This window comes from Arthrobacter sp. Y3223166, assembly GCF_059090935.1.
The window spans coordinates 1-24,872 of the sequence record NZ_JBNHGE010000001.1 but is presented as its reverse complement, the minus strand read 5'-3'; the positions used below and the strand labels follow the sequence as shown (position 1 = coordinate 24,872).

Sequence of the window (24,872 nt, the reverse complement as noted above, 5' to 3'; positions counted from 1 at the left end):
CAGCAGCGACAGCGCGATACGGGAGCGGAGACCGAAAGCCTCAGCAGCCGCAGGCTGTCCACTTGGGTTCACGTGCGGCGGCCGTGCCGTCGGTGATCTATGTAGGCGAAGACGGCGCAGTTCTGGTCGGAGAGGCAGCCGAACGGCGGGGCACGACGTCCCCTGACCGGGTGGTTCGAGAATTCAAGAGGCGGATCGGCGACTCGGTGCCGATGATGGTCGGAGACCTGTTTGTCGCACCTGAGGACATTTTCGCCGCCGTGGTCCGGTGGGTCGTAGACCGCGCCCAGGAACGTGAAGGCGAAGCTCCGGAAGCGGTAGTGGTGTCGCATCCGGCCAGCTGGGGTGACTACAAGACCGGACTGATCCGTGACGCCTTGGCCGGCGTCGGGCTCGCCGACGTCATGTTGTTGAGCGAGCCGGAAGCAGCCGCCCTCCATTACGCCTCCCAGAACCGCGTGGGCACGGGGAGTCTGGTCGCCGTCTATGATTTCGGCGGCGGTACCTTCGACGCGGCAGTCCTGCACAAGGGTGACGCAGCCTCATTCACGCTGCTGGGCAAACCGGAAGGTTTGGAGCGGGTGGGTGGAGCTGATGTCGACGACGTCGTCTTCGCGCACGTCGTCGCCAGCCTGGACGGCGGGCTGAGCGCGGTGGACCCCACCTCCACGCAAGCACGCGTGGCGCTGGACCGTATCCGGCGGGAATGCGTGGAAGCCAAAGAAGCGCTTTCGGCCGATTCCGAGGCAACAATCCCTGTGTTGCTGCCGGAGCTGCAGACAGGCGTCCGCCTGGTGCGGTCCGAATTTGAGGGCATGATCGAGGAGCTGGTGCGGGACACGCTCCACTCCCTGCGCCGGGCTCTCGACACAGCGCAAGTGGCTGCCGAGGACCTCACCGCCGTCCTCTTGACTGGCGGCTCGTCCCGCATCCCCTTGGTTGCCCAATTGCTGTCCGCCGAACTGAAGCGTCCCCTCGCCGTGGATGCGGACCCGAAGGCCGCCATCAGCCTGGGGGCAGCGTACTTCGCGGCCCGAAACAGGCTCGCGGTGCCATCCGGACACGCTGCCGATCCGGAGCCCCGGCCGGTGCCGGAAGCCGTCGCAGTCGAAGGCCGCGCCTTACCGCAACCACACGTCCACGCCCACGCCGCGTCCGCGGTGGAAGGCGCCGGCACCGCACGGAAACCCGTGCTGGCCATGCGCGCCGCTGCCGTAACAGTGGCGGTCGCCGCCCTCACGGCGTTGACGGCAACCGCCGCCCAAAGCCCTCACGAATTCGGCCTGTTCGGTTCCCAACCGGGCGTCGCCCAAGGCAGCGCCGGGGAGCGGAACGGCTACGTACCCGGGGGAGCTCCGGAGGAAAGCGAAGGGGCCGGGCCGGCCAATTCCGTGATGGCGGCTGAACCGGCGCAGCCGGGCATGAGTCCCGTGGTTTTCTGGGAGAACTCAGCTGCAACGTCCTCCGGCGCAGCGGCTCCGAGCACGGAAGGCTCACCGGGCTATGGCGGCACCGCGGGCTTCGCTCAGGACCAGGTGACCTACGCGCAGGACCGGGTGACGACGACGCCGAACGGCCAACCGTCGACTCGCCCGGGAGGCGTATCCACGCCGGCCGTCGATGCCGGGCAGGGCCCGGGATCGAAGCCGGACGACGGCACCAACACTCCTGCCCCGGGACCGACGGGAACCCCCGAGCCGCCCGCGGCTCCACAGCCAGGCACCACTCCCCAACCTCCCGCCCCCGAGCCGGAACCGAGTGTTCCGGCTGTGCCGACAACGGCACCGGAACCGGATCCGGTGCTGCCGCCTCCGGTCCCCGACCCCGCGCCGGAACCTGCCCCGGAGCCCGCGCCGGAGCCCGCGCCGGAGCCCTCATCAACACCGTCAGAGACGGTGGTTGTCGATCCTCCGCCGACCGCGCCAGCCTGGGTGGACCCGACGCAGCCGCCGGCACCGTCGGGTGCCCCCACCGATGCGCCTGCTCCGGGGCCGGCATGACAGGTGCGACACCGGCGCAGCCGGCGGCACGCCGTTTGGTGAACCGGGATGCCGCGCAACTGCTGACGGAAGCCGCGACGGAATCCGAGTCGCGTTTACTGGCTACCGTGTCCGGTCCGGGAGGATCGGGCAAGAGCCTGCTGCTGGAAAACTTGGCGGCGGCCTATGAGGAAGCAGGCGTCCCCGTCAGCTCGGGCAGGCCCGCACTGGGGGAAGACCCTGTGGACGAAGGCACCACGGTACTGATCGACGACGCCCACCAGTTGGACGTCGCCGGACTGGAGCGCGTCCATCGATTGGCCGACGGACAGAACGTGAACCTCGTGGTCGCGTATCGGACGTGGCCGCAGTTGCCCGCCCTGCAGCGGCTGACGGCGGTGATGGAGGCGCATCGGCGGCCGGTGTTGTTGGGCCCCTGGACCCGTAACGATATTGAGCGGCACGCAGCAGCTGTCCGCTCTGACCGGCTTCCTGCTCCCGTCCTTGATCAGGTCTTCCGGCTGACCGGGGGCCTGCCTTGGCTGGTCCAGCATGTGTTGGAAGCGATCGACGATGCCCGCCCAATACCGTCAGATCCGGTGAAGTTCGGCGGGTTGGTCAACCATGTGGGCCACGAGCTCGACCGGCTGGAACCCAACCTTCGGGAGCTGCTGCTGGCCCTGGCCGTCGGTTTCGATCCAGCCGGGCCGCTGCCTTCCGGACTGCGGGAGCTGCCCGGCGGAATCGGGCCGCTGATGTCGCAGGCCACGGCCGCAGGGTTGGTGTTGCCCGAGGGAAACCTTGCTCCGCTCATGCGCAACGTCCTGCTTCATGTCACCCCGCAGCACCACGTCCGGGCCTTCCAGCGGGCCCTGGCCGACTGTTTAGCCAACAACACCGCATCGGCGCCCGTGGACGTGGCCCGCGGACTGGTTCGGGGCGGACTCCAGGATCCACGCGTGGCCCGCGTCCTCGAAGACGCCGGCGACGGCGCCCTGGCTTCCGAGCCCCTGGTGGCCGCGACACTGTACGGTGAAGCGGCGGCAGCCGGCGCCGACGAAGCGGCAACGGCGGCGCGCCGGGCCCAGGCGGCACTGGCCTCCGGAGACCTCGAAGCAGCCGGCCGCATCCTTGACCGTCTCCTGGCTCGGCCGGAGGCACCGGACAGGCTCCGTGGAGCGGACGTGGCGGCGTCGCTGTGGGCGCAGCGGGGCATGCTGGCGCGCAGCGCCCAAGTCTACCGGTGGCTCGGATCGCCCGCCACGGAGGCGTCCCGGGCGCTGGCCGCCGTCGTCATGATCGGTACGGGTGACCCCGACGGGGCTCGAAGCCTGCTTGCCGGCAACCATGCCGACAACTCGCCAACCCTGACGAACGTGGCCGTCTCGATGATGGGACAAGGCATCGCCGCGTCCATCGGCGAGCACACTGAGCAGGCGCTGCCGGCCCTGGTACGCGCTTCCGACATGCTCACGGCCTCCGGCGCCGCCATTCCGCTGCCGGACAGCCCGGCAGCCCTCGCGGCCTTGGTGGCCCTGCACAGCGGTGAGCTCCCCGTAGCGGCAGCCGTCCTCGACGACGCACTGCGCGGACGCCAGGGAGGCCCGGCGGCCCGGTTGAGGCTGCTGCTCCTGCGGGCCTGGGTCTCCATGCTGCAGGACCACCCGGACAGCGCCGGGGCTGCCATCGCAGAGGCGACCGCCAGCGGAATCCGTCCCACCCCGCGCGACGAATTGTTGCTGGACGCCCTGCAGGTCGGGCTGGCGCGGCGAACCGATGACACCGCTGCCTTGGTGCGCGCCTGGGACCGGGCGCGGGGCCGGCTGCTGCACGTCGCCGTCGATCTCTACAGCCTTTTGCCGCTGGGCGAACTGGCAGTGGCCGCCGCCCGCCTGCGTGATTCCGCGAGGCTGCAGCCGCATTTGACGGAGGCGTGGGCGCTGCTGGGGAGATTGGGCGAACCGGCGCTGTGGTCTACCTCGCTGCATTGGTCTGCGGTCCAGGCGGCCCTTTTGGCGGACAGCCCCAGCGAGCTCGCCCCGCATGCCTCGGCGCTGGTCCGGGCCTCGGGGACGTACCGACTGGCGGGCGTGCTCGCGGCGGCCGGCCGGGCGTGGGTGACGGTGCTGGCCGGCAGGATCGATCCAAAGCTGGTGGAGGAGTCCGCCCGCGCGCTCGCATCCGTCGGCCTCACCTGGGACGGGGCGCGCCTCGCCGGGCACGCGGCAGCGCACGCGGACGAGCGCAAGGACATGAGCCGCCTCTTGGCTTGCGCCAGGGACCTGCATCCCGGCACGCGCGGGACCATGGACGCGCCTGCCGACGTCACCGTCACCGAGCCCGGCGGGCAGGCAGCGGTCCCCGCCGGAGCAGCACAGGGACAAGAAAGCGCCGTCTTGAGCGAACGGGAGCGCGAAGTCGCCCGGTTGGTGCTGGAGGGCAAGACGTACCGGGAAATCGGGGCCGCGATTTTCATTTCGCCGCGTACCGCCGAGCACCACATAGCGCGTATTCGACGGCGGCTAGGGGCTTCGAACCGCGCCGAACTCCTGACCCAGTTGCGGCTTGCGCTCGGCGAAGACAGTTCCCCGCAGTAAGTCCGCGGATATCCGGGCCTGGGCCCCTCCCTACCTAGTCCGCGTCCACCGCGATCCCCCTGGAGGGGGCGGGCGGCGGGGGAGGAAGCCCCGATGCGGGCGACAGCAGCCCGGCCGTAGCTTTGAACCAAGCCAAGCAACTCAGCTCGGCGGGCCACCATCCATAATTTTGGCCAGATCCAGTAGGAATAAGAATGGGGATTCACATAATGCCTACGCTCGCAAGCTCTCTTCTCGAATTCATCATGAATCTGCTCCGTGATCCGCGCGCAGCCGCCGAATTCCAGGCAGACCCGGAGGCCGCCCTCGCCGAGGCCGGCCTGGGCGATGTGTGCTCCGATGATGTGGACGCCATCATGCCGGTCATCCTCGACTACGCTCCCGTGGATGCCAGCTCGTCCTTCGACCGCGAGTACAACACCGGCGGCAACCACTCCGGCGGCGACACCGGCGACTGGTCCAGCGACAACTCCGGCAACAATGGCGGTGGCTGGGGCGGCGGCGGCCACGGTGGCGGCGGCCACGGCGGAGGCGGCCACGGTCACGACGGCGGCCACGGGGGTGGCGGCCATGACGACGATGACCACGGTCACGGCGGCGGCAGGGGCAACGATCATGATGACCACGCCCACGCCGTGCAGCAACTGACGCACATCGTGAACAACTACTCGTACACCTCTACGATCGACGATCGCGACACCATCACGGACCAGTCCGTCAACCAGAACATCTGGGCCGACGGCGACGTGAACCAGTGGTTCGACAACGACGCCGTGATCGCCTCGGGCGACGACTCTGTTGCGGCTGGCGGGGACGCCACCGTGGATAACTCGACGGATAACTCCAACGACTACTCGAAGGATTACTCGACCGACAACTCCACCACCGTGACAACCGGTGACATTGAGGGCGATGTGACCGTCGGGGATACCGACATCTCCGTCGAGGACTCCTTCAACGTCGAGGACTCCTACAATGAGGATTCCTACAACGAGGACTCTTACAACGAGGACTCCTACAACACGGATGTCGACCTGGACGTCGAGGTGGAAGACTCCTTCAACGACAACTCCGACCATTCGAAGGATTACTCGACCGACAACTCCACCAACGTGGAGATCGAGGACTCGTACAACGGCAATACCACCGAGATCGAGGTCGAGGACTCGTTCAACGAGGACAATTCCACCACCGATATCGACGTGGAGGATTCCTTCAACGAGGTCGAGGTCGAGGATTCGTTCAACGAGGTCGAGGTCGAGGATTCGTTCAACGACAGCTCCACGAACACGGACGTGCAGGTGGACGACATCAACGCCGAGTTCACCGACAACTCCGTCAACGACTCCGTCATCGTCGCGGACAACGAAGTGGACATCGAAGACAGCGTTGTTGCCGAAGAGGTCGACTTCTAACCGACCCGATAACTGAATCACGACAGATCAGCTGTCCAGCAGGAGGCCGGGGGACCTCCTGCTGGACAGTGTCACGGTCCGGCCGCGGGGCCGGAAGTCAAAAGGGGATACGGTGGTCGAGCTCGTCAAGCTGGTGGATCAGGGCCAGGAATTGGCCAAGAAGGGTGAGCGCGCAGACTTGCAGCGGCGCCTGGAACAGACCCGCAAGCGATTGCAGGATCCGGCCACCCGGGTGATCGTCGTCGGTGAATTCAAGCAGGGCAAAAGCCAGCTCATTAACGCCCTGGTAAATGCGCCGGTTTGTCCCATCGACGACGACGTCGCCACCTCGGTGCCGACGGTGGTCAAGCACGGGGAGCCTGCCTCAGCCGTGATCCTGGTTCCGAAGGAACGCGCCGACTCCGGCGACGGGGACGTTGAACTGGAGCGTCTCCCGGTCGCCTTGGACGAGCTCGCCGAGCACGTCTCGGAACGGGGGAATCCGGGCAACGAGCGCCGGCTGGCAGCCGCGGAAGTCTCCCTGCCCCGGAAGGTCCTGCACGGCGGACTCGCCCTGGTGGACTCGCCGGGGGTCGGGGGACTGGACTCGGCCCATACCCTCACCACGCTGACAGCACTGCCGACGGCGGACGCCGTGCTGTTGGTCTCGGACGCATCCCAGGAGTTCACCGAACCGGAGATCCGGTTCCTGCGGCAGGCGCAACGGATTTGCCCCAATGTGGCCGGCGTCCTGTCCAAGACGGATTTGTACCCGCAATGGCGGCGCGTGGCCGAACTGGACAGGGGCCATTTGAAGCGGATCGGGGCAGACATGCCGCTGATTCCGGTCTCCTCGGAACTTCGCCTCCGGGCGGCCGAAATGCGTGACAGCGAACTGAACGCCGAATCGGGATTTCCGGAGCTGGTGGCCTACCTCCGGCAAAAGATCCTGGGCCAGACCGAGCGGCTCCAGCGGCGGTCCGTGGCGCAGGACCTGATTTCCGCCATGGACCATCTGCGGCTGTCGCTGAAGTCCGAACTGAGCGCGCTGGAGAATCCGGACGGCACCCCGGAGATGCTGGCCGAGCTGGAAACGGCCAAGGAACGCGCCGACGAGCTCCGCCGTCGTTCTTCCCGCTGGCAGGTCACGCTCAATGACGGCATGAGCGATCTCATCGCCGATATGGAATACGACTTGCGAGACCGGCTGCGCAGCATTTTGCGGGACGCCGAGCAGTCCATTGATGCCGGGGATCCCGGTCCGCAGTGGGAACAGTTTGTGCACTGGCTGGAACAGCGTGTGGCCGCGGCCGTCTCCGACACCTTCGTGTGGACGAACGAACGGTCGTTGTGGCTGGCGGAAAAGGTCGCCGAGCACTTCAACCAGGACGACGTGACCCTGCCGTTGCTGCAGGTCGATTCCACGGAGAACGTGCTCGACCCGGTCGAGGAAATCCCGGATCTGGATGCAGGACGCCTTGGAACGGTCCAGAAAATACTGATTGGCATGCGGGGTTCGTACGGCGGTGTGTTGATGTTCGGCCTCCTCACCGGGATCGCGGGCATGGCGCTGATCAACCCGATCTCGGTCGGCGCCGGCCTGCTGCTGGGAGGCAAGGCCTACCGCGAAGACAAGGAAGCCCGGTTGAAGCGCCGCCAATCGGAGGCCAAGGCCCTGGTCCGGAAACAAGTCGATGAGGTCGTGTTCCAGGTTGGCAAGCAGCTCAAGGACCGGCTCAGGATCGTCCAGCGGGCCACCCGCGACCACTTCACCGAACTGGCCGAAGAGCACCATCGCTCGCTGGCGGATTCGGTACTGGCGGCACAGAAGGCGGCAAGCCGGTTCCACCAGGAACGCGACCTGCGGATCAAGGAGCTTAAGGCGTCCCTCGCGCTCGTGGAGTCGCTGCGCAAGCAGGCGTTGGCGCTGGACGCTGCACCGCAAGTGGCTGGACAGGCATGAATACCGCGGCAGCCGGAGCGGATGTCGAAGCGGCGCGCGGGCTGGTCCAGGAAGCGATTGCAGCCTACCGCGACGAACCGGCCGTGCGTCAGGTGTTGGAGGAGTATGCCCGCCGCCTCGACGAGCCGCTGCGGATCGCCATTGCGGGCATGGTCAAAGCGGGCAAGTCAACCCTGCTCAACGCCATTATCGGCGAAGAGATTGCCCCGACCGACACGGGAGAGTGCACCCGGGTGGTCACCTGGTACCGCTTCGGCGACACTCCGCGGATTACCCTGCACCCGCGTTCTGGAGCGCCCCGGGACCTGCCGACCAAGCGCACCGACGGCCGGTTGGTGTTCGAGCTCGGCGGGGTCCAGGCAGAGGACGTCGACAGGCTCGTGGTGGACTGGCCGTCCCGAACCCTGCGGGACGTGACGTTGATCGACACGCCGGGCATTGCCTCGCTCTCCCGGGACGTGTCGGCCCGCTCCACCGATTTCCTGACGCCGGCCGACGCGCCCTCGGAGGCCGACGCGATCATCTACCTGCTGCGGCACCTGCACGCGTCCGATTTGGGTTTCTTGGAGTCCTTCCGTGATACCGCGGCCGGCCAGAGCGGTACCGTCAACGCGCTGGCGGTACTGTCCCGTGCGGACGAGGTTGGGTCCGGCCGGATCGACGCCATGCTCTCCGCCCGGGACATCGCTGCGCGGTACCGCCGTGACGGCGCGTTGCGTTCACTGGCCCTCGGGGTAGTGCCGATCGCCGGCCTCCTGGCCCAGTCGGCGCGCAGCCTGCGTCAGGCGGAATACGCCGTCCTCGCCGAGCTCGCTTCCTTGGACAGGCGGGAACGGGAGCTGCTCCTGCTGTCCGCCGACCGCTTCGTCCGTCCGGGAGGCCCGCTGTCCGCCACGCCGGAAGCGCGGGCCAAGTTGCTGGACAGGTTCGGGCTCTTCGGGCTCCGGCTGGCAGCCGCGCTGCTCCGTGGAGGCATCTCGGAGCCGACCGCGCTGGCCCACGAACTGGCCCGCCGCAGCGGGCTGGACGAATTGCTAACCGTGATGACCGGGCAGTTCCAAGCCCGGGCCGGACAGTTGAAAGCCCGGACGGCCCTGGTCGGCGTCGAAAAGCTGCTGAACGACCACCCCCGCCCGGGCGCCGCGGGAGTCGCGGCCGGCTTGGAACGGCTGCTCGCCAGCGCCCACGCCTTCCGTGAACTGCGTCTGCTGGCGGCCGCCCGCACCACCGGGCTGCCGCTGGAGCCGGAGTTGGCCGCCGAAGCTGAACGGATGATCGGCGGCGAAGGCGTCTCGGCCCCCGAACGCCTGGGGCTTCCGCGTGACGCCCCGGGCGAGGTCCTGCGGGAGCACGCCGTGGCGTGCCTGAGACGTTGGCACGCCGTGGCCGGCGACCCGCTGCGCGGCCGTGCCGTCGCCGAGGTCTGCCAGACCGTCATTCGCAGCTGCGAGGAACTGTTGGCCGGAATGCAGCCTGCTTCAGGCAGGCGGCCTGCCTCGCCGCCCCTGGTGCTCGGCACGGAACCATTGGTTGGCCCCGCTCAGGACGCTGGCGATTACCGCCGCGCCGGCTAGCACCAGCTGCAGAACCAGCATGATCCTGATGCCCAATTCCTGATCGCCGGGAGCGGCCAGGAATTCGTCGGCCAGCAGGGTCACCGCCCCGTGGACGAACAGCATGGCGAGCAGCACGAAGCGCACCTTGCCATGCCGGCGCATAAGGGCCCGCAGCAGCACGGCCTCGATCAGCATGACGAGCGCCAGCACGCACAGGGTTCCCCAGAAAACCACGACCGCGAGCGCTTCCACGGTCTCCTCGTCGGCGCCCTGCTCCAAACCGTCGATGAGCCCGCGCAGGTGCTTGAGGATCTCCTCCTGCGCGAAATACGCGAAGATCCCCGCAATCAGTCCCGAAACAAAACTGAGGATCCACAAGGCGCGGACCCTCTTGACAGCAGGCGGCGGCACCAAAGTCCCGATGATCGGAGGCGGCGTGAGGTCGGACATCTGCGGACGCGGTGGCGCGGGACGTTCCGGTTCGCCGGACATTCCCCCGGTTCCCTGAGCTCCAGGCGCCCCCATCCCTGGTTCCTGAGACATGCAGATAATCTAGCCGCCACCCAAAGCGACCGCAATGCTCGTGCCCGGGCGTGACCGCCCTCCGGCCGCCGTGCCCACGACGACGGCGGCGTGCGGCATCTCAGCGGTCAGGGCGGGCTTCCGCCGCCGCTATCCGCCCACATGGATCCCGGGCCGGTGGGCAGGGTCAGGCTCATTCTGCCTGATGATTTCGCGCACTACGGGAGCCGTGTCTCCCTCTCCCAGGAGCAGATAGCGGAAGAGGTGGCCGAGCGGATTGCCTTCAGACCATTCGAAATAGGCATGGGGGCGAACACCCGTTGCATCCCGCACGGCCAGGAGGATGGCGGCAATAGCATTCGGGGCCGCGGGGCTTTCCGCACGAAGCACCCGGTACCCGCCGACGTCGATGCCGCGGACGCGAAGCACCTTGGCGAAGGCCGAAGGGTCCACGATGTCGATTTCGAGGAACAGGACGTCAGCCGTCCCCGGGACCGGATTCATGTGCCGCTGCGCGTCTTCCTTGGCACTGTAATCGTCGTGGTTTCCGGGCCGGCGCTTGGCGATGATGTTCAGCGAGCCGTCGTTGTCCAAGGAATCGCTGATGAACCGCCGGGCAGTCTGGTCGAATTCGATACGTTCGGCGCGGAGTTCTATGGTGCGGGCGACGCGGGAGACGAGCGAGACGCCGACCATGCCGACGATGAACAGCCCGCAGATGCCGATGCCGTCGGGTTTTTCCAGGACGTTGGCCAGCAGTGCGTAGAGCAGCACCAAACTGAGGGCGCCGTACCCGGCAGCGGTGCGGCGTTTGTGGCGGCGTGCAGTCGTGACGGCGACAGCGACGGCCGCTGACACCATCATGGCCAGGATGCCTGTGGCGTAGGCTCCGGCCTGGGCGTTGACATCCGCCCCAAAACTCACGGTGAGCAGGATGCTGACCCCGGTGTAGACCAGGACGACGGGCCGGATCGCACTGGTCCATTCGGGGGCCATTCCGAAGCGCGGCAGGTAACGCGGGACGATGTTGATCAGCCCGGCCATCGCCGAGGCTCCCGCGAACCACAGGATCAAGACCGTTGCCGCGTCATAGATCGTGCCGAACCCCTCGCCGAGCAGTGCGTGCGCAAGATAGGAGAGGGCCCGGCCATCCGCGGGGCCACCCGCGGCGTAGGCCTCGGGCGGGATGAGGACGGCCGTCACGAAGCTGCTGCCCATCAGGAAACCGCTCATAACAGCCGCAGCACACGTCAGCATCTTCCGGGTATTGCGGACCCGTGAGGCGAGGCGTTGTGCGGGAGTGTGCCCCTCGGACGCCACGAGCGGCATCATGCTCACGCCGGTCTCGAATCCAGACAGGCCCAGGATCAGCAGAGGAAATGCCAGCAGCAGGGACAAGGTTAGGTTGCCGGGGCCGGGGCTGGCAACGGCCATGGCCTGCGCCCAGTCGCTGATGCGGCCGGGGTCCTGCGCGATGAGCGACAGGCCGGCCATGATGACGGCCGCATTCAGGATCACAAACGCGGTCACCAGGGGCACGGCAATGGCTACAGCCTCGCCGAATCCGATCAGGAAGATGCCCCCGAGGACCAACAGCAGCACGACGGTGACTGGAACCGGGTGGCCCTGCAAGAAGCCGGGAGAGTAGGGATTCTCGAGCAAATGCACCGTTGCGTCGGCGGCCGAGAGTGTGATGGTGATGATCCACGATGTGGCAACGAAACCGAGCAGGACGAGGATAACAACTTTCCCCTTCCAAAACGGCAGGAGCCGGTCGAGCATGGCCACCGAGCCTTCCCCGTGCGGGCTCTCCGCCGCCACGCGCCGGTAGAGCGGGAGCATTCCCAGCAAGGTGAGCCCCACAATGAGCAGCGTTGCCAGCGGCGACAGCGGTCCCGCAGCGATCAGGGCAATTCCGGGCAGGTAGGAGAGCGTGGAGAAGTAGTCAACGCCGGTCAGGCACACGACCTTCCACCAGGGATGGGGCGTCCCGCGCGCTGCGCTTTCGCGGCCCACCGGCGGAACTTTGTCCATCAACAGCCAGCGGCTAAGCGCGCGGCGAAGCGGCGGCGGGGGAGCCGGCCTCGGGACAACAGCCGGGACCGTATGTTCGAGCGACCAGCGCACCGATTTTCTCCTGTCGCCCCGGCCGGGCGGGCCCCGTTGCCCGGGGCCCTGTCGCAGGGCGCTCCCACAGTATAGATCCGTCATTGACCGGGAACGAGAGAATTTTGTGGATTCCGCATCCGGTTCCCCGCAATGGCGGGCCTGCTGATTTTCACCGTGATTGGTCCTGGTGGCAGCGTGGCCGGGGGATTGCCGCAGGGGCCGGGTTACAGCGCATCGAGGCCCAGGGCCGTGACGAACCCGAGCGCTGCCGTGAGGCCGGTGAGGATGTGATGCTCTTCGAAGGCCTCGGGGATCATGGTGTCGGCGACCATGGCCAGGATGGCGCCCGCCGCCAGCGCGTTGATGAACGCCACGAGCTCTTCCGGTGCGTCTTGCAGCGCAAGGTAGCCGACCAGTGCGCTGGCTCCGGAGAGCACGGCGATGGTGCCCCACACGCCAAAAACATAGCCCGCGCCCCGCCCGGCCTTCTTCATGCCGGCGCTGCTGGAGAGCCCTTCGGGGATGTTGGAAATGAACACGGCTCCCAACATTGCGGGGCTGACTGTTCCCCCGGCGACGAGGCCGAGGCCCAGCACGAGGGATTCAGGGATACCGTCCAGCAGGGCGCCGGCGGCGATCGCCAGGCCGCTGCCCGGGGTATCTCCTTCGGCGGGCTGCTGATTGCCGGACCGTTTGCGGTGCCTGGCCCCTTTTGTGGCCAGCAGGGCGTTCGTTGCCACGAAGAGACAGGCGCCGACGAGGAAACCTCCGATGGTCGCGCCGATCCCGCCGGTCGTTACCGCTTCGTCGACCAGTTCGAAGGCGAGCGCCGAAATAAGGACGCCGGCGCCGAAGGCCATGACCGTCGAGACAACCTTGACGGGAATGTCCCATTTCCAAGCGACGGCACAGCCGAGCACCAGCGCGGCACCGCCCATCGCCCCTACGGAAAACGCGGTCATCCACAACGGCATGGCTGTTCCTCCCGTCCAGGCTCAGGCTAGCCGCGGGAAGGCGCAGCCGCCATGGCGGGAGAGGGATTGTTTAGCCGGATGGGAGGGATGGACGGCCGGGCGCCGGCGGTGCCCGGCGAGCCGGGTCGCAGTGCTACTTGGCGGGCCGGCCCAATCCGGTCCGCGCCATGGCGTCGGCATAGGCTTCGTGCATCGCGTCCAGCCATTCCTGCTGGCGGGCAGGCGAACCCGCGAAGGCCCGGCCGCTGAGCGCCCGAACCTTGTAGGTCTTGAAGCCGCGCCGCCAGAGCAGCGGGTTCTCGGTCTTCAGCAGCAAGCCGGCGAGCCGCTGGGCTTCGGTTCCGTGTGCCACGAGCACCGAGGCCCGCGGCACCAGCGTCAGCATCTTCAGCAGCGGCTTGAGGCCGGCGTTGATCTGGTCGGGGGTGAGCTTGCCGTTGGCCTCGCCCGGGGTGAACCACGGATGCACGTTCCACGGCATCACGTATTGGGGCCGAAGGCCGAGCTGCCACTGCAGCCCGAGCATCCGCGTCGTTGCCTCCTGGTCTCCCGGCCAGATGAAACCCGTGTCCGAGGCGTGCCCGATGTTCGAGTAGAGCGAGACGATCCGGCATTCATCGGCGTCGTGGATCGGATCCACGTAAGGGACCTCGGTACCCGGCTTCAGGTCCCGCAGTTCGTCGCAGAGACGGTTAATGTCGGCGACGCCAGAGTCGTACCTGCGGTCCATGAGGTCCTTGTGCTGATCGGATACTGCCGGGCTGGTCATCGGGGTGCGGGTCTCCTGGAGGGAAGGGAAGGTGAACGGTAGGAAATCGGTGCGCCGGGGAACGACGGCGGTGCCGCCGAGGGAACGGGCAGCCGCCTGCGGCGACGGGAGGCGGCTATTGAGCATAGCAACCGAAGCTGGGCGCCTCCTGCAGACCGGCGGCGGAATCCCGGGCATCGGGCGCGGGTCCTGTGACGAAGATGACCCGGCGGTTAAGCAACGGTGAAATCAACGCTGTGCCAGCCGGTGGCGCCGTCCGGAGCAGGCGGTGCCGCCGCCTCGGTCTGCAGCGTTCCGTCCGCCTCCCAGGCACGCACCCGGAGCCGGTGCGGCCCGGCCGGAACCTCGTCCTGCACCGAGTACCACTGGCGCCAGGTGTCCACGGAAGCCTCCGCCGCCAGTTGGGCGTCCACCCAGTCGCCGTCGTCCAATTGCACCTGGACTTTTGAAAGGCCCCGGTGTTGGGCCCAGGCCGTTCCCCCAAAGGCCAGGGTCCCGGCCGGCAGGCGGGCTCCGGGCCGAGGCACCTCGATTCTCGAGGCCGTCTTGATCGGACCGCGGTCCGACCAGCCGCGGGTGGTCCAGTAGGCGGCCTTGTCCGCAAACCGCGTGAGCTCCAGGTCGACCACCCACTTGGTCGCGGACACGTATCCGTACAACCCCGGCACCACCATCCGCACGGGGAAACCGTGCTGCAGCGGCAGGGGCTCCCCGTTCATCCCGACCGCGAGCAGCGCGTCCCTCCCGTCGGTGAGCACTTCCAAGGGGGTCGAAGCAGTGAAGCCGTCGACGCTGGTGGACAGGACCATGTCCGCCTCCGGCAGGGGGCGTGCACGCGCCAGCAAGTCGCGCAGCGGATACCCCAGCCAGCGGGCGTTGCCGGCCAGGTTCCCGCCCACCTGATTCGAAACGCAGGTCAGCGTGGTGTAGCTCTCCACAAGGTCGGCCTTTAGCAACTCCTGAAAGTTAATGCTGAACTCTTCCTCAACCAGTCCGTGAACGCGCAGCTGCCATTGCCCCGGATCTACCGACGGGACGATGAGCGCAGTGTCGATGCGATAGAACTCCTCGTTGGGGGTTACGAAGGGAACCACCCCGTCCACCGGTGCCTGCACATCCTCCGGCAATGGCCCGGCAGGCCGCGCGGGGACCGGCAGCCCCAATGCCTGGCGCACCTGCCGTGCGCTGTTCCGCGCCGCCGAAACTGCGCCGGCCGCGATCTCCATGACGACGGCGACACCCGCCATCGCCGCGGCGTTCGCCAGGAAGCGGCGGCGGTCCGGAACCTCCGGCATGATGGCCGCGTCGCCCACGGACATGGGCGCGGGCCGGGGCAGGAGCCTGATCAGCCGGCGCAGGCAGAGCAGGCCAGCCGCGGTTCCCAGCGCCGTCGGAATGGCATCGGCCGGCACAGCCCCGGCGCGGGTGAGCACGCAGGCCGCCATGCCCGCCGCGAGCATCACCACCACCAGCGCGCCGGCGGTCCAGCGCCGGGCTGCGAGCAGGCCGGCCGCGGCGGCGATCAGCACCGCAACGATCGCCATCGCAATGAACAGCACGAGTTTGTCCGCCGTCCCGAAAGTCGAAATGGCGAATTCGGTCAGCCAGGTCGGGGAGAGTTCCACGACGGCGGCGCCCACCGAGCCGAAGGGGGAGGCGGCCGGGCCGAAAAAAGCTGCCGCCAGTTCAGCCGTGCCAAAGAGTGCGGCCGCGGACGCGACGCCCGCCAGCATGGCCGGCGACCGCCCGGTCAGCGTGGCCTTCGTGGCTGGCGGTGCTGCCATGCCGTGTCCTTCGCTCGATGACGGGCCGGATGTCTCCGAACGGGTGGCATCGTGCCCTGCTCCGATCATCTACCCGAAGCAGGGCGCAGGACAACCACCGTGGGTGTTGGCAGGGCGGCCTCCCGCGCCGGGCGAAACAATGTTGCCTGCCGTTCACCGGCCATTAGTTGACGCTTCAACTATCAGCTGCTACGGTAGATGCATAAGCATGAAGTTCACCCGGGCTTCACATCCTAACTTCAACCAGGAGGCACCAAATGGCCGTACAGCTCACCCCCGGAACCTGGAATCTCGACCAGTCCCACACCGAGGTCGGCTTCTCCGTCCGCCACGCCGGCATCAGCAAGGTGCGCGGCCAATTCACCGACGCCGACGCCACCCTCGTGGTCGGCGACAGCCTGGCCACTTCCTCCGTCGAAGCCGTCGTGAAGACCGCCTCGTTCGACTCCAACGATGACAACCGCGACGCCCACGTCAAGGGTGAAGACTTCTTCAACGTGGAGCAGTACCCGGAGATGACCTTCAAGGCCACCAGCGTCGAAGGCACTCCCGAAGAGTTCCGGCTGGCCGGCGAGCTGACCATCAAGGACACCACCAAGCCGGTGGTCTTCGACGTCGAATTCGGCGGCATGGCGGTTGACCCGTTCGGCGCCACCCGCGCCGGCTTCTCTGCCACCACGCAGATCTCCCGCAAGGAATTCGGCATCACCTGGAACGCCGCCCTGGAAGCTGGCGGCGTGCTGGTGGGCGACAAGGTCACCATCACGGTTGACTCGGCCTTCGTGCTGCCGGCCAACTAACCCACGCGACACCCAAAGGCAGGGCCCGGATCCGTTCCGGGCCCTGCCTGCTGCGTTAACGCCCGGGCGTAACTGCGCTGATCCGGAGCTTGCCCGGCTGCGCAGCTCAAAGCACCCGGCACCGCGCCCGCGAAGCAGGGGCTCCCCGGCTCTCCCGGGGGCCCTGTGCGGATACGCTGGCATCGTGAAGATCGCCATCCTCGATGACTACCAGGACGTCGCACTGGGCAGCGCCCAGTGGGAGCAGTTGCCGGCGGGCACCGCCGTCGAGCGTTTCACGGACCATTGTGACGACGTCGGCGTTCTCGCCGAGCGCTTGGAAGGGTCGCAGGTGGTGGTCACCATGCGCGAGCGGACACCCATCACCGCCGAACTGATGGACCTGCTGCCCGGCTTGGAGTTGGTGACCACTACCGGCATGCACAACGCATCGATCGACCTGGACGCCGCGCGCGCCCGCGGGGTGACCGTGTGCGGGACACAGAAAACGACGCAGGCTCCGGCCGAGCTGGCCTGGGCGCTGGTGATGGCTGTGGCCCGGGAAATCCCGCAGAACGACAGGGATGTGCGGGCCGGGATCTGGCAGGCCCGGATGGGGGTCGACCTGGCCGGGTCCACCCTCGGGCTGCTGGGCCTGGGCAGGCTGGGGCAGCTGATGGCCCGCTACGCGCAGGCGTTCGGGATGGACGTACTGGCGTGGAGCCCGCACCTGACCCGGGAACGCGCCGCCGGCCACGGGGCGGAGTGGGTGTCCAAGCAGGATCTGTTCCGGCGCTCGGACATCGTCAGCGTCCACCTGAGGCTGGCGGAGTCCACCCGCGGGATTGTCGGCGCCGCCGAGCTGGACCTCCTGGGTTCCGGCGGCCGGCTGGTCAACACCTCGCGCGGACCGCTGGTGGACGAGGACGCCTTGGTGGCTGCGCTGGCGGGACGGCGGATCGCCGGCGCCGCGCTCGACGTCTACGACGTGGAGCCGCTGCCGCAGGACAGCCCGCTGCTCGACGTGCCTAACCTGATCCTCAGCCCGCACGTCGGCTTCGTCACCGAGGAGGCCCACAGGCGGGGGTACACGCAGATGCTCGAGGACATCCTGGCCTACCTCGACGGCGCGCCCATAAACGTCCTCACCTGACCGGCGGCGGCACGCGGGAGGCCGTCGTTTCCGCCAGCTTGGGGGAAGTCTCCTACGAATCGCCCCTAGCTCGCCGCCATGCCGGCCGGGACAAGTTCCATGGCGTGCTCCTCCACGTAATCCAGGGCCAGCCGCACGGCTCCGGTGGCCACAATCGCATCGCCGAACCCGGAGACCGCCACCCGCGGCGGCGTCGCGGTGAGCTTGGGGAGTTCCCGGTTGATGGTGGGCAGCAGGGCCGACGCCGAGGCGGCCACCGCACCGCCGATCACCACGAGTTCCGGGTTGAGGAAGGTGCCCAGTATCGCGACCACGCGGGCCATCCGTTGGCCGATGCGCTCCAGGATTTCCTGTGCCACCGCGTCTCCCCGGGCCGCGGCCTCGAAGACGAAACGGGCCGACACGCGCGTGGTGCCCGGCCCCACCAGTTCGCGGATCAAGGTGGGCCTGCCGGAGGCCAGGGCCTCGTTGCCCCAGTAGCGGGCCAGCCGCGCGATGCCGTCCTGGCTGCCCACCCCGTCCACCAGTTCCAGGGTGCCCACTTCGCCGGCGCCGCCGTTGCAGCCGTGCAGCAGCCGGCCCGATTCGATCAGGCCGGTGCCCAGCCGCTCGCCGGCCAGCATGACGGCCAAGTCGTCGACGCCCTTGCCGGCGCCGCTCCAGCGCTCCGCCAGGGCCGCCAGGTTCGCGTCGTTCTCCAGCAGCACCGGCCAGCCGTAGCGGGCAAAGACCTCGGTCTGCAGGCCAATGTCGAAGTGCTCGGAAAGTTCATGTCCGGGTGCCACGTTGCCGTGGCGATCGACGACGGTGGACACCCCGATGGCCGTCGCCAGCACCGATTCCGGCGGCAGTCCGGCCTCGGCCAGGGCGGCGGCTACTGCCCGCTTAATCGTGGAGCGGCGCGAGTCCGCCGGAGCCGGCGGCTTCTCGAACCGCTCTGAGATGCGGGCCAGCACCAGGCCGTTCAGGTCCGCCACCAGCACGGTGGCGGTGGCCATGCCGACGTCCAGTCCCAGCACGCAGCCCGCCCCGGGGTTGAACTGGAACCGCCGGGCGGGCCTGCCCTTCGCCGTGCCGAGCACGCGTTCGCCGGCCACCTCGCGGGCCCAGCCCCGGGACACCAGGTCGTCGCAGACCGCGATGACCGTGGCACGCGTCAGCCCGGTCGCCTCGATCAGGTCGCTCCCGGTCACTGCGCCGTTCTCGCGCATCACCGACAGGACGGCTTTCAGGTTGGTCAGCCGCAGGACCTGCGGAGTGGTGGCGGTGGTGCTCACATCGATCCCCTTGACCTCGTCCGGCAGTATCAGGATAATAATAATGGAACATAAATTTAGAGGCTAAATAAAAGGAGTTCCCATGGCAGTACGGATTGGCATCAACGGTTTCGGGCGCATTGGCCGCAACTACTTCCGGGCGGCCATGGCGCAGGGCAAGATCGGTGCAGACCTCGAGATCGTGGCGATCAATGACCTCGGCTCGCCGGAAACCCTGGCGCACCTGCTCAAGTACGACTCCGTGGTCGGCCGGCTGGGCGCGGACGTCAAGGTTGCCGACGGCGACCTGGTGGTCGACGGACGGACCATCAAGGTGCTGGCCGAGCGCGACCCCGGAAACCTCCCTTGGCGCGAGCTCGGCGTAGACATCGTGATCGAGTCCACCGGGCGCTTCACCAGCTCCACGGATGCCGAAAAGCATTTGGTCGCCGGCGCCCGCAAGGTCCTCATTTCCGCTCCCGCGAAGGGCGATGTGCTCAGCGTTGTAATGGGCGTCAACGACGGCGAGTACGACGACGGCGCCCACCACCTCGTCTCCAACGCCTCCTGCACCACCAACTGCCTGGCCCCGCTGGCGAAGGTGCTGCACGAGAACTTCGGGATCGAGCAGGGCCTGATGACCACCATCCACGCCTACACCGCGGATCAGAATCTGCAGGACGGGCCGCACCGCGACCTGCGCCGGGCCCGGGCCGCCGCGATCAACATGGTTCCCACCTCGACCGGGGCAGCGAAGGCGATCGGGCAAGTGCTGCCCGAGCTCAAGGGCCGGCTGGACGGCTTCGCCATCCGCGTGCCGGTCCCCACCGGTTCCGCCACGGACCTCACCGTCACGGTCGGCCGCGAGGTAACGGTGGAGGAAGTCAACGACGCGTTCAAGGCGGCAGCCGCGGATCCCCGCCTGGCTGGCATCCTGACCTACACCGAGGACCCCATCGTCTCCTCGGATATTGTCACCGACCCGGCCTCGGCCATCTTCGACTCCGGCCTCACAAAGGTCATGGGCAACCAGGTCAAGGTCGTGGGCTGGTACGACAACGAATGGGGCTACTCCAACCGCCTGGTGGACCTGACCTCGCTGGTGGCGTCCAAGCTCTCCTGATTCCGCTCCGATCCCGCTCCCGGACACTGACTCCGGACTGACTATTCAGCAGGCGCCCTTTCCAGTCGTGAAAAGGGCGCCTGCTGATTCTTTGATGGGACTAGGGGGGTGAGAGCGCCGGCCAGCCAGAACTTCCGGGGCGCTCTGATGTCCGAAGTGCTCTCTAGCCGGTATCAGGTGTACATCAGCGAGCCGGGTGTGGTGAGTTTCTCGCCGGTCTCCAGCCACGTCTTGAGGCCGGACAGGACCATCGGCCAGCCGCCGTACACCTGCTCGTTGGCCCCCTCGCGCAGCTGATCGTGCGTCACGGTGAGGCGGCAGGAGTCCTCCACCTGTTCGATCTCCCACGTCACCCGGGACGTGCCTTCGGCCGCGACGTCCTCGCCCCACAGTGCGCGCATCGTCTGGACCAGCCGGCGCGGCGGATCGACTTCCAGGTTCTCGCCTTCGCTCAGCGGCGCATCGGCCCGCGGGTTGGTCACCGCGTACCCGGACCCTGGCGTCCAGTCCGTCTCGATCCGGTTGCCGAACTGGTACTTGCTTCTGGTCTCGCTGTCCGTGATGGCTTCCCAGAGCTGTTCCGGGGTGGTGCGGATATAGATCTCGAAGATTTTCTCCATGGGACTTTCCAATCGGGATTTGAGGTCGCTGAGGGCAGCGGCCCATGGTTGTGCATACTTGCTTACCCAGCGGTCGTGGATGAGCCGGATGGGCACCGGATTCAGGAAGTGCAGTTTCTCCCGGCCGCGGCGGCGGGTCACCACCAGGCCGGCCTCTTCCAGTTGCTTCAGGTGCTTCATGACGCCGAAGCGCGTGATGCCGAACCGCGCTTCGAGTGCGGTGAGGGTCTGCCCGTCCTCGCGGAACAGTTCGTCCAGCAGCCCGCGCCGGGTGGGATCCGCCAGGGCCTTGAACACGGCATCCATGCGCCCATAATAGGTGACTGTTTAGTCACATGTCGAGAGAGCCCGCTCAGGCATCGGGGATGAGGACCGCTTTGACCAGCGGCCGCCCGATGGCGTCGGTGCTGGCTTCGGCTGTCAGCCGCAGCGCTTCGACGGCCCGGCCCATGGGGTAGGTCGTAATGAGGCGCTCGCCCAAATCCGGACTGGTGGCAAGGAACGCCAGGGCCTGCTCGAAATCCGGCCGTGTGGAGATGAAGCTATTCAGGACCGCAAGGTTCTTGCTGGTCCGGACCACGGGCGCAGGGGCGGTCCCGGTGGCGTACATCGCCACCATGACCAGGCGGCCCAAGGGCCGCAGTTCCTGAACGGCACGTGCCAGGTTGATACCAGCACCGGTCGCTTCAATCCACACATCGTAGGTGTTGGGTTGCTGCTCGGTCGTGCTGCCCAAGCCAAGGCCTTGGGCCAACTCAACCCGAGCCGCGTGGCCGGGACCTTCACGGCCAATCATCGTCACCTCAGCGCCGGCGCGCTGCGCCATCAGGCCGGCGAGCAGGCCGATGCTGCGGGTGGTCGAGACTGCCACGCGCTCGCCGGGCTGGATGCGGGCGACAGTAGAGACCGCGCGCCAGGCGATGGACGCGGGCTCTGCTAGAACTGCCGTGGTGTCCGGAACCGACTCCGGCACCGGCACCAGATTGCGCCACGGAACGAGAGCCCGTGAAGTGGCTTGGCCATGCTGGGTCAGCCCCAGACCGGAGCGCTCGGCGCAAAGATGCGGCTGGTCCGCCCGGCACGCCTCGCAGTCGCCGCAGCCCACGGTGGAAATGGGCACTACCCGGGTGCCCGGCGCGAGCCATTCGGGAACCAGCAGCCCGGTGCGGACCACCGTGCCGACCGACTCGTGCCCGAGCACCATGCCCAGCGGAACCGGCGCCGCTGCCGCGTCGGCACGGTAGACGATAACGTCCGAGCCGCACAGCCCGCAGAGGCTGACCCGCAGTTCCACCTCGTCCGCTGTCGGCGCCCGCAGCAGGTGGTCGATCAGCCCGACGCCCCCGTGCGTGTGGGAAATCCGCGCCAGCGCCCGAACGGTCGGTTGCCGGCCGGAAAGATTGCTGGAGACAGTTGCCACGTCTTGTTTCCTCGAACTTCTGTGGAGCCTCAAACGGCCGTGGAGTCCCAGCCCTGAGAGCCTTTGGCGGCGTCGCCGGTTAGTCCGTTTTGCGCAGCGCCGAGCCCTTGTGGACAGCCGCGTGGTCCGTCTTGTCGCTCTGGACTTCGTACTGTGGCTCATCCTCGGAGCAGCGCCTCGTGCGGCCCCGGAATTCAAAGTCCTTGGTGTGGATCTTGGTGACTCTGCCGTGGATTTCGCCGGCCTCTGAATTCCAGCGCACTCTATCCCCAACCTTGAATGAAGCAGCCATGCTCAAGTCTTAGCATTTTTAGCCGAAGGACGCTTCCCCAACCAGCAGTTGCTGCACCTCAGCGCGTAGGACGGCGGCGCTTTAGGTGGGCTGCGAAGCCCGCCCAAGCGCCGCCGTCGTTCTGCAGAGGATCAGTAGCTGGCCGGGGTGCCGGCCGTGCCGTCCCCGTTGGAGGGGATGTACTTGGCCGCCAGGGCCTCGGAGCCGCGGGCCAGCAGCGCCACGTCGGCGCCGACGCCGACGAAATCGGCGCCCCACTCCATGTAGCGGCGGGCGGAGGCTTCGGCGAAGGCGTTGACCCCCACGAACTTGCCGGCCGCCTTGGCGGCCTTCAGCGCCTTCTCCACGCCGCCGACCACGTCCGGGTGCTCCTGCTGGCCAATCACGCCCATCGAGGCGGCCAGGTCGGACGGGCCGATGAACACGCCGTCCACGCCGTCCACCGCGGCAATCTCCGCGGCGTTCTCCACGGCCTCGGCGGACTCGATCTGGACAATGACCGTGAGCGTCTCCTCCGCGCGGGTGAGATAGTCCGGGATGCGGTTCCAGCGGGCCGAGCGGGCCAGCGCGGAACCGACGCCGCGCACGCCGGCCGGCGGGTAGCGGGTGGCCGCGACGGCGGCGCGGGCCTGTCCGGCCGTGTGCACCATCGGAATGATCAGTGACTGCGCGCCCAGGTCCAGGTACTGCTTGATCAGCACGGTGTCGTTGACGGGCGGGCGAACCACGGGAATGCCGGGGTAGCCGCGCACGGCCTGCAACTGCGCCAGCACAGACTCCAGCCCGTTGGGGGAGTGTTCGGCGTCGATGAAGATCCAGTCGAAGCCGGCCCCGGCGCAGAGTTCGGCCACCAGGGGCGAGCCGGAGCAGACCCAGATGCCGGCCAGCGGCCGGTCGGCGGTGGACAGGGCGTCCTTGAAGGACGGGTCGGGCTCTACTCGAAACGACACGTGATGGTTCCCAACTGCCCGTAGTCGGCGAAGACGGTGTCCCCCTTGTGTACCCACATGGGTCGGGTGAACGAGCCGGCGAGGATGGTTTCACCGGCCTTGAGGTGGTCGCCGTGCGGGGCAATCTTGTTGGCCAGCCAGTAGACGCCGGCGGCCGGATGGTTGAGCACGCCGGCGGCGACGCCGGTCTCCTCCACGGTCTGGTTCTTGTACAGGATGGCGGAAATCCAGCGCAGGTCCACGTCCTGCGGGCGGACCGGGTTGCCGCCGATCACCATGGCGCCCATGGCGGCGTTGTCGGAGATGGTGTCAACGATGGTGCGGCCCTCCATCTCGATCCGCGAGTCCAGGATCTCAAGCGCGGGAACCACGTACTCGGTGGCGTTCAAAACGTCGAAAATGGTGGCGTTGGGGCCCTTGACGTCGCGGTTGAGCACGAAGGCCAGTTCCACTTCGATGCGCGGGTGGGTGTACTGGTCCCACCTCACCGTGCAGCCGTTCTCCAGGATCATGTCATCGAAGATGATCCCGTAGTCCGGCTCGCTGATGCCGGTGGCGTACTGCATGGCCTTGGACGTCAGGCCGATCTTCCGGCCCGCCAGCGTACGGCCGGCGGCCTCGCTGCGCTCGCGCCACAGGTTCTGCACCTTGTAGGAGTCCTCAATGGTCATCTCCGGGTAGCGGGCGGTCAGCCGTTTCACCGGCGTCCGTGTCCGGCCGGCTTCCACCAGCTCGTCGGCGATGGACTCGATCGTTGACGGGTCAAGCATCCTTGGCACCACTTCCTAGTTCTTCGCAGGCCGCAGCCGCCCGGGGCGGGCGTTCGGCAGTCCGCGGCGCCGCACGGGAAGGGCGCCAGCACCATCTTACGGCGGCGCCTGTCACCGCCCGGAAGTTGGTTACAGGGGGAGCGGACAAGGACGGCGACCGCGGGCAGGAACTGCCGTCATCCGGCCCGACTGTTGCGCCGCGAACCGTATCCGGCGGGGTAAGCGGGCGGGCCGCGGCTAGGGTAGGCGGGTGAACTACTTCCTCCGCAGGCCGTGGACCGGGCGGATCGGCGCGCTGCTGGGCATCCTGCTGATGGCGCTGAGCCTGCGCGCCGCGGTCTCCGCCGTCGGTCCGCTGCTGGGCCGGCTTGGCCCCGAACTCGGCTTCGACGCCACCAGCATCGGCGTGTTGGCGATGCTGCCGCCGCTGGTGTTCGCCGCCGCCGGCCTGGGCACCCCGGCGCTGATCCGCTGGCTCGGGCTGGAAAAGGTGCTGGTGGCCGCCGTGCTGCTGGCGGTCGCCGGCCAGTTAGGCCGCGCCGCCGTCGACGGCGTGTGGCCGTTCCTTTCCCTGAGCGCGGTGGTGATGGCGGGGTACGGAATCGGCAACGTCGTGCTGCCGCCGCTGGTCCGGAAATACTTCCCGGACCGGGTGGGCGTGGTGACCGCGGGCTATGTGACCCTGCTGGCGGTCAGCACCGCGATGAGCCCGCAGCTGGCGGTCCCGGTGGCGGACGCCGCGGGCTGGCGGACATCGATCGCGCTCTGGGCCTCGGTCAGCGCCGTGGTGCTCATCCCGTGGGCGGTGCAGGCGGCACGGGACCGCCGCAAGCGCCGGATGGACGACGCCGGCGGGCGGGCT

At 67.9% G+C, this 24,872-nt stretch carries 20 protein-coding genes; 9 read left to right on the top strand and 11 right to left on the bottom strand.

Going from position 1 to position 24,872, the window contains the following annotated elements:
- Positions 1 to 62 precede the first annotated feature (62 nt).
- The 5 genes from AC5RUH_RS00100 to AC5RUH_RS00080 all read left to right on the top strand — a co-directional run bounded on the left by AC5RUH_RS00100 (position 63) and on the right by AC5RUH_RS00080 (position 9,507).
- Positions 63 to 2,000, top strand: coding sequence for an Hsp70 family protein (locus AC5RUH_RS00100; protein ID WP_494127571.1), 1,938 nt, complete (start codon positions 63 to 65; stop codon positions 1,998 to 2,000).
- Positions 1,997 to 4,576, top strand: a complete 2,580-nt coding sequence (locus AC5RUH_RS00095) for a LuxR C-terminal-related transcriptional regulator (RefSeq protein WP_494127570.1) — start codon at positions 1,997 to 1,999, stop codon at positions 4,574 to 4,576. The genes AC5RUH_RS00100 and AC5RUH_RS00095 overlap by 4 nt, the downstream gene beginning before the upstream one ends.
- Positions 4,577 to 4,770: 194 nt before the next feature.
- A complete protein-coding gene (locus tag AC5RUH_RS00090) occupies positions 4,771 to 5,991 on the top strand; it encodes an IniB N-terminal domain-containing protein (protein WP_494127569.1) in 1,221 nt (406 codons plus the stop codon).
- Positions 5,992 to 6,103: 112 nt separating this feature from the next.
- Positions 6,104 to 7,933, top strand: coding sequence for a dynamin family protein (locus tag AC5RUH_RS00085; RefSeq protein ID WP_494127568.1), 1,830 nt, complete (start codon positions 6,104 to 6,106; stop codon positions 7,931 to 7,933).
- A complete protein-coding gene (locus AC5RUH_RS00080) occupies positions 7,930 to 9,507 on the top strand; it encodes a dynamin family protein (protein ID WP_494127567.1) in 1,578 nt (525 codons plus the stop codon). The genes AC5RUH_RS00085 and AC5RUH_RS00080 overlap by 4 nt, the downstream gene beginning before the upstream one ends.
- On the opposite strand, the gene AC5RUH_RS00075 is transcribed toward AC5RUH_RS00080, so the two are convergent.
- From AC5RUH_RS00075 to AC5RUH_RS00055, 5 genes are all read right to left on the bottom strand, one after another.
- Positions 9,412 to 9,867, bottom strand: coding sequence for a hypothetical protein (locus tag AC5RUH_RS00075; RefSeq protein ID WP_494127566.1), 456 nt, complete (start codon positions 9,865 to 9,867; stop codon positions 9,412 to 9,414). The genes AC5RUH_RS00080 and AC5RUH_RS00075 overlap by 96 nt on opposite strands.
- A gap of 294 nt (positions 9,868 to 10,161) precedes the next feature.
- Positions 10,162 to 12,027, bottom strand: a complete 1,866-nt coding sequence (locus tag AC5RUH_RS00070; protein ID WP_494127565.1) for an APC family permease — start codon at positions 12,025 to 12,027, stop codon at positions 10,162 to 10,164.
- A gap of 317 nt (positions 12,028 to 12,344) precedes the next feature.
- Positions 12,345 to 13,094, bottom strand: coding sequence for a ZIP family metal transporter (locus AC5RUH_RS00065; protein ID WP_494013734.1), 750 nt, complete (start codon positions 13,092 to 13,094; stop codon positions 12,345 to 12,347).
- 133 nt (positions 13,095 to 13,227) lie between these two features.
- Positions 13,228 to 13,863, bottom strand: coding sequence for a uracil-DNA glycosylase family protein (locus AC5RUH_RS00060; RefSeq protein WP_494001311.1), 636 nt, complete (start codon positions 13,861 to 13,863; stop codon positions 13,228 to 13,230).
- Between the two features lie 212 nt (positions 13,864 to 14,075).
- Complete coding sequence (locus AC5RUH_RS00055; RefSeq protein ID WP_494127564.1) at positions 14,076 to 15,647, bottom strand: molybdopterin-dependent oxidoreductase; 1,572 nt, start codon at positions 15,645 to 15,647, stop codon at positions 14,076 to 14,078.
- A gap of 257 nt (positions 15,648 to 15,904) precedes the next feature.
- Between AC5RUH_RS00055 and AC5RUH_RS00050 the strand changes: the two genes are divergently transcribed.
- Positions 15,905 to 16,447 carry a YceI family protein gene (locus AC5RUH_RS00050; RefSeq protein ID WP_494000850.1) on the top strand — a complete coding sequence of 181 codons (543 nt, stop codon included), beginning with the start codon at positions 15,905 to 15,907 and terminating at the stop codon, positions 16,445 to 16,447.
- Between the two features lie 184 nt (positions 16,448 to 16,631).
- On the top strand, positions 16,632 to 17,579 hold the full coding sequence (locus tag AC5RUH_RS00045) for a D-2-hydroxyacid dehydrogenase family protein (protein WP_494127563.1): 948 nt from the start codon (positions 16,632 to 16,634) through the stop codon (positions 17,577 to 17,579).
- 65 nt (positions 17,580 to 17,644) lie between these two features.
- On the opposite strand, the gene AC5RUH_RS00040 is transcribed toward AC5RUH_RS00045, so the two are convergent.
- Positions 17,645 to 18,856, bottom strand: coding sequence for an ROK family protein (locus tag AC5RUH_RS00040; RefSeq protein ID WP_494024228.1), 1,212 nt, complete (start codon positions 18,854 to 18,856; stop codon positions 17,645 to 17,647).
- Positions 18,857 to 18,938: 82 nt separating this feature from the next.
- Between AC5RUH_RS00040 and gap the strand changes: the two genes are divergently transcribed.
- Positions 18,939 to 19,958 (top strand): type I glyceraldehyde-3-phosphate dehydrogenase, encoded by a 1,020-nt coding sequence (gene gap / locus AC5RUH_RS00035; protein WP_494024229.1) that lies wholly within the window; start codon positions 18,939 to 18,941, stop codon positions 19,956 to 19,958.
- 173 nt (positions 19,959 to 20,131) lie between these two features.
- Here the strand turns inward: gap and AC5RUH_RS00030 are convergent, their stop codons facing one another.
- The 5 genes from AC5RUH_RS00030 to hpaH all read right to left on the bottom strand — a co-directional run bounded on the left by AC5RUH_RS00030 (position 20,132) and on the right by hpaH (position 24,010).
- Complete coding sequence (locus AC5RUH_RS00030; RefSeq protein ID WP_494000846.1) at positions 20,132 to 20,884, bottom strand: ArsR/SmtB family transcription factor; 753 nt, start codon at positions 20,882 to 20,884, stop codon at positions 20,132 to 20,134.
- A 46-nt stretch (positions 20,885 to 20,930) separates the two neighbouring features.
- Positions 20,931 to 21,998 carry an alcohol dehydrogenase catalytic domain-containing protein gene (locus AC5RUH_RS00025; protein WP_494127562.1) on the bottom strand — a complete coding sequence of 356 codons (1,068 nt, stop codon included), beginning with the start codon at positions 21,996 to 21,998 and terminating at the stop codon, positions 20,931 to 20,933.
- A 79-nt stretch (positions 21,999 to 22,077) separates the two neighbouring features.
- On the bottom strand, positions 22,078 to 22,290 hold the full coding sequence (locus AC5RUH_RS00020; protein ID WP_494127561.1) for a hypervirulence associated TUDOR domain-containing protein: 213 nt from the start codon (positions 22,288 to 22,290) through the stop codon (positions 22,078 to 22,080).
- A gap of 131 nt (positions 22,291 to 22,421) precedes the next feature.
- Positions 22,422 to 23,240, bottom strand: coding sequence for an HpcH/HpaI aldolase family protein (locus AC5RUH_RS00015; RefSeq protein WP_494127560.1), 819 nt, complete (start codon positions 23,238 to 23,240; stop codon positions 22,422 to 22,424).
- Positions 23,225 to 24,010, bottom strand: a complete 786-nt coding sequence (gene hpaH, locus AC5RUH_RS00010) for a 2-oxo-hept-4-ene-1,7-dioate hydratase (protein WP_494127559.1) — start codon at positions 24,008 to 24,010, stop codon at positions 23,225 to 23,227. The genes AC5RUH_RS00015 and hpaH overlap by 16 nt, the downstream gene beginning before the upstream one ends.
- A 250-nt stretch (positions 24,011 to 24,260) precedes the next feature.
- Here hpaH and AC5RUH_RS00005 point away from each other — a divergent pair.
- A partial coding sequence (locus tag AC5RUH_RS00005) for an MFS transporter (protein ID WP_494127558.1) occupies positions 24,261 to 24,872 on the top strand: 612 nt, incomplete at its 3' end.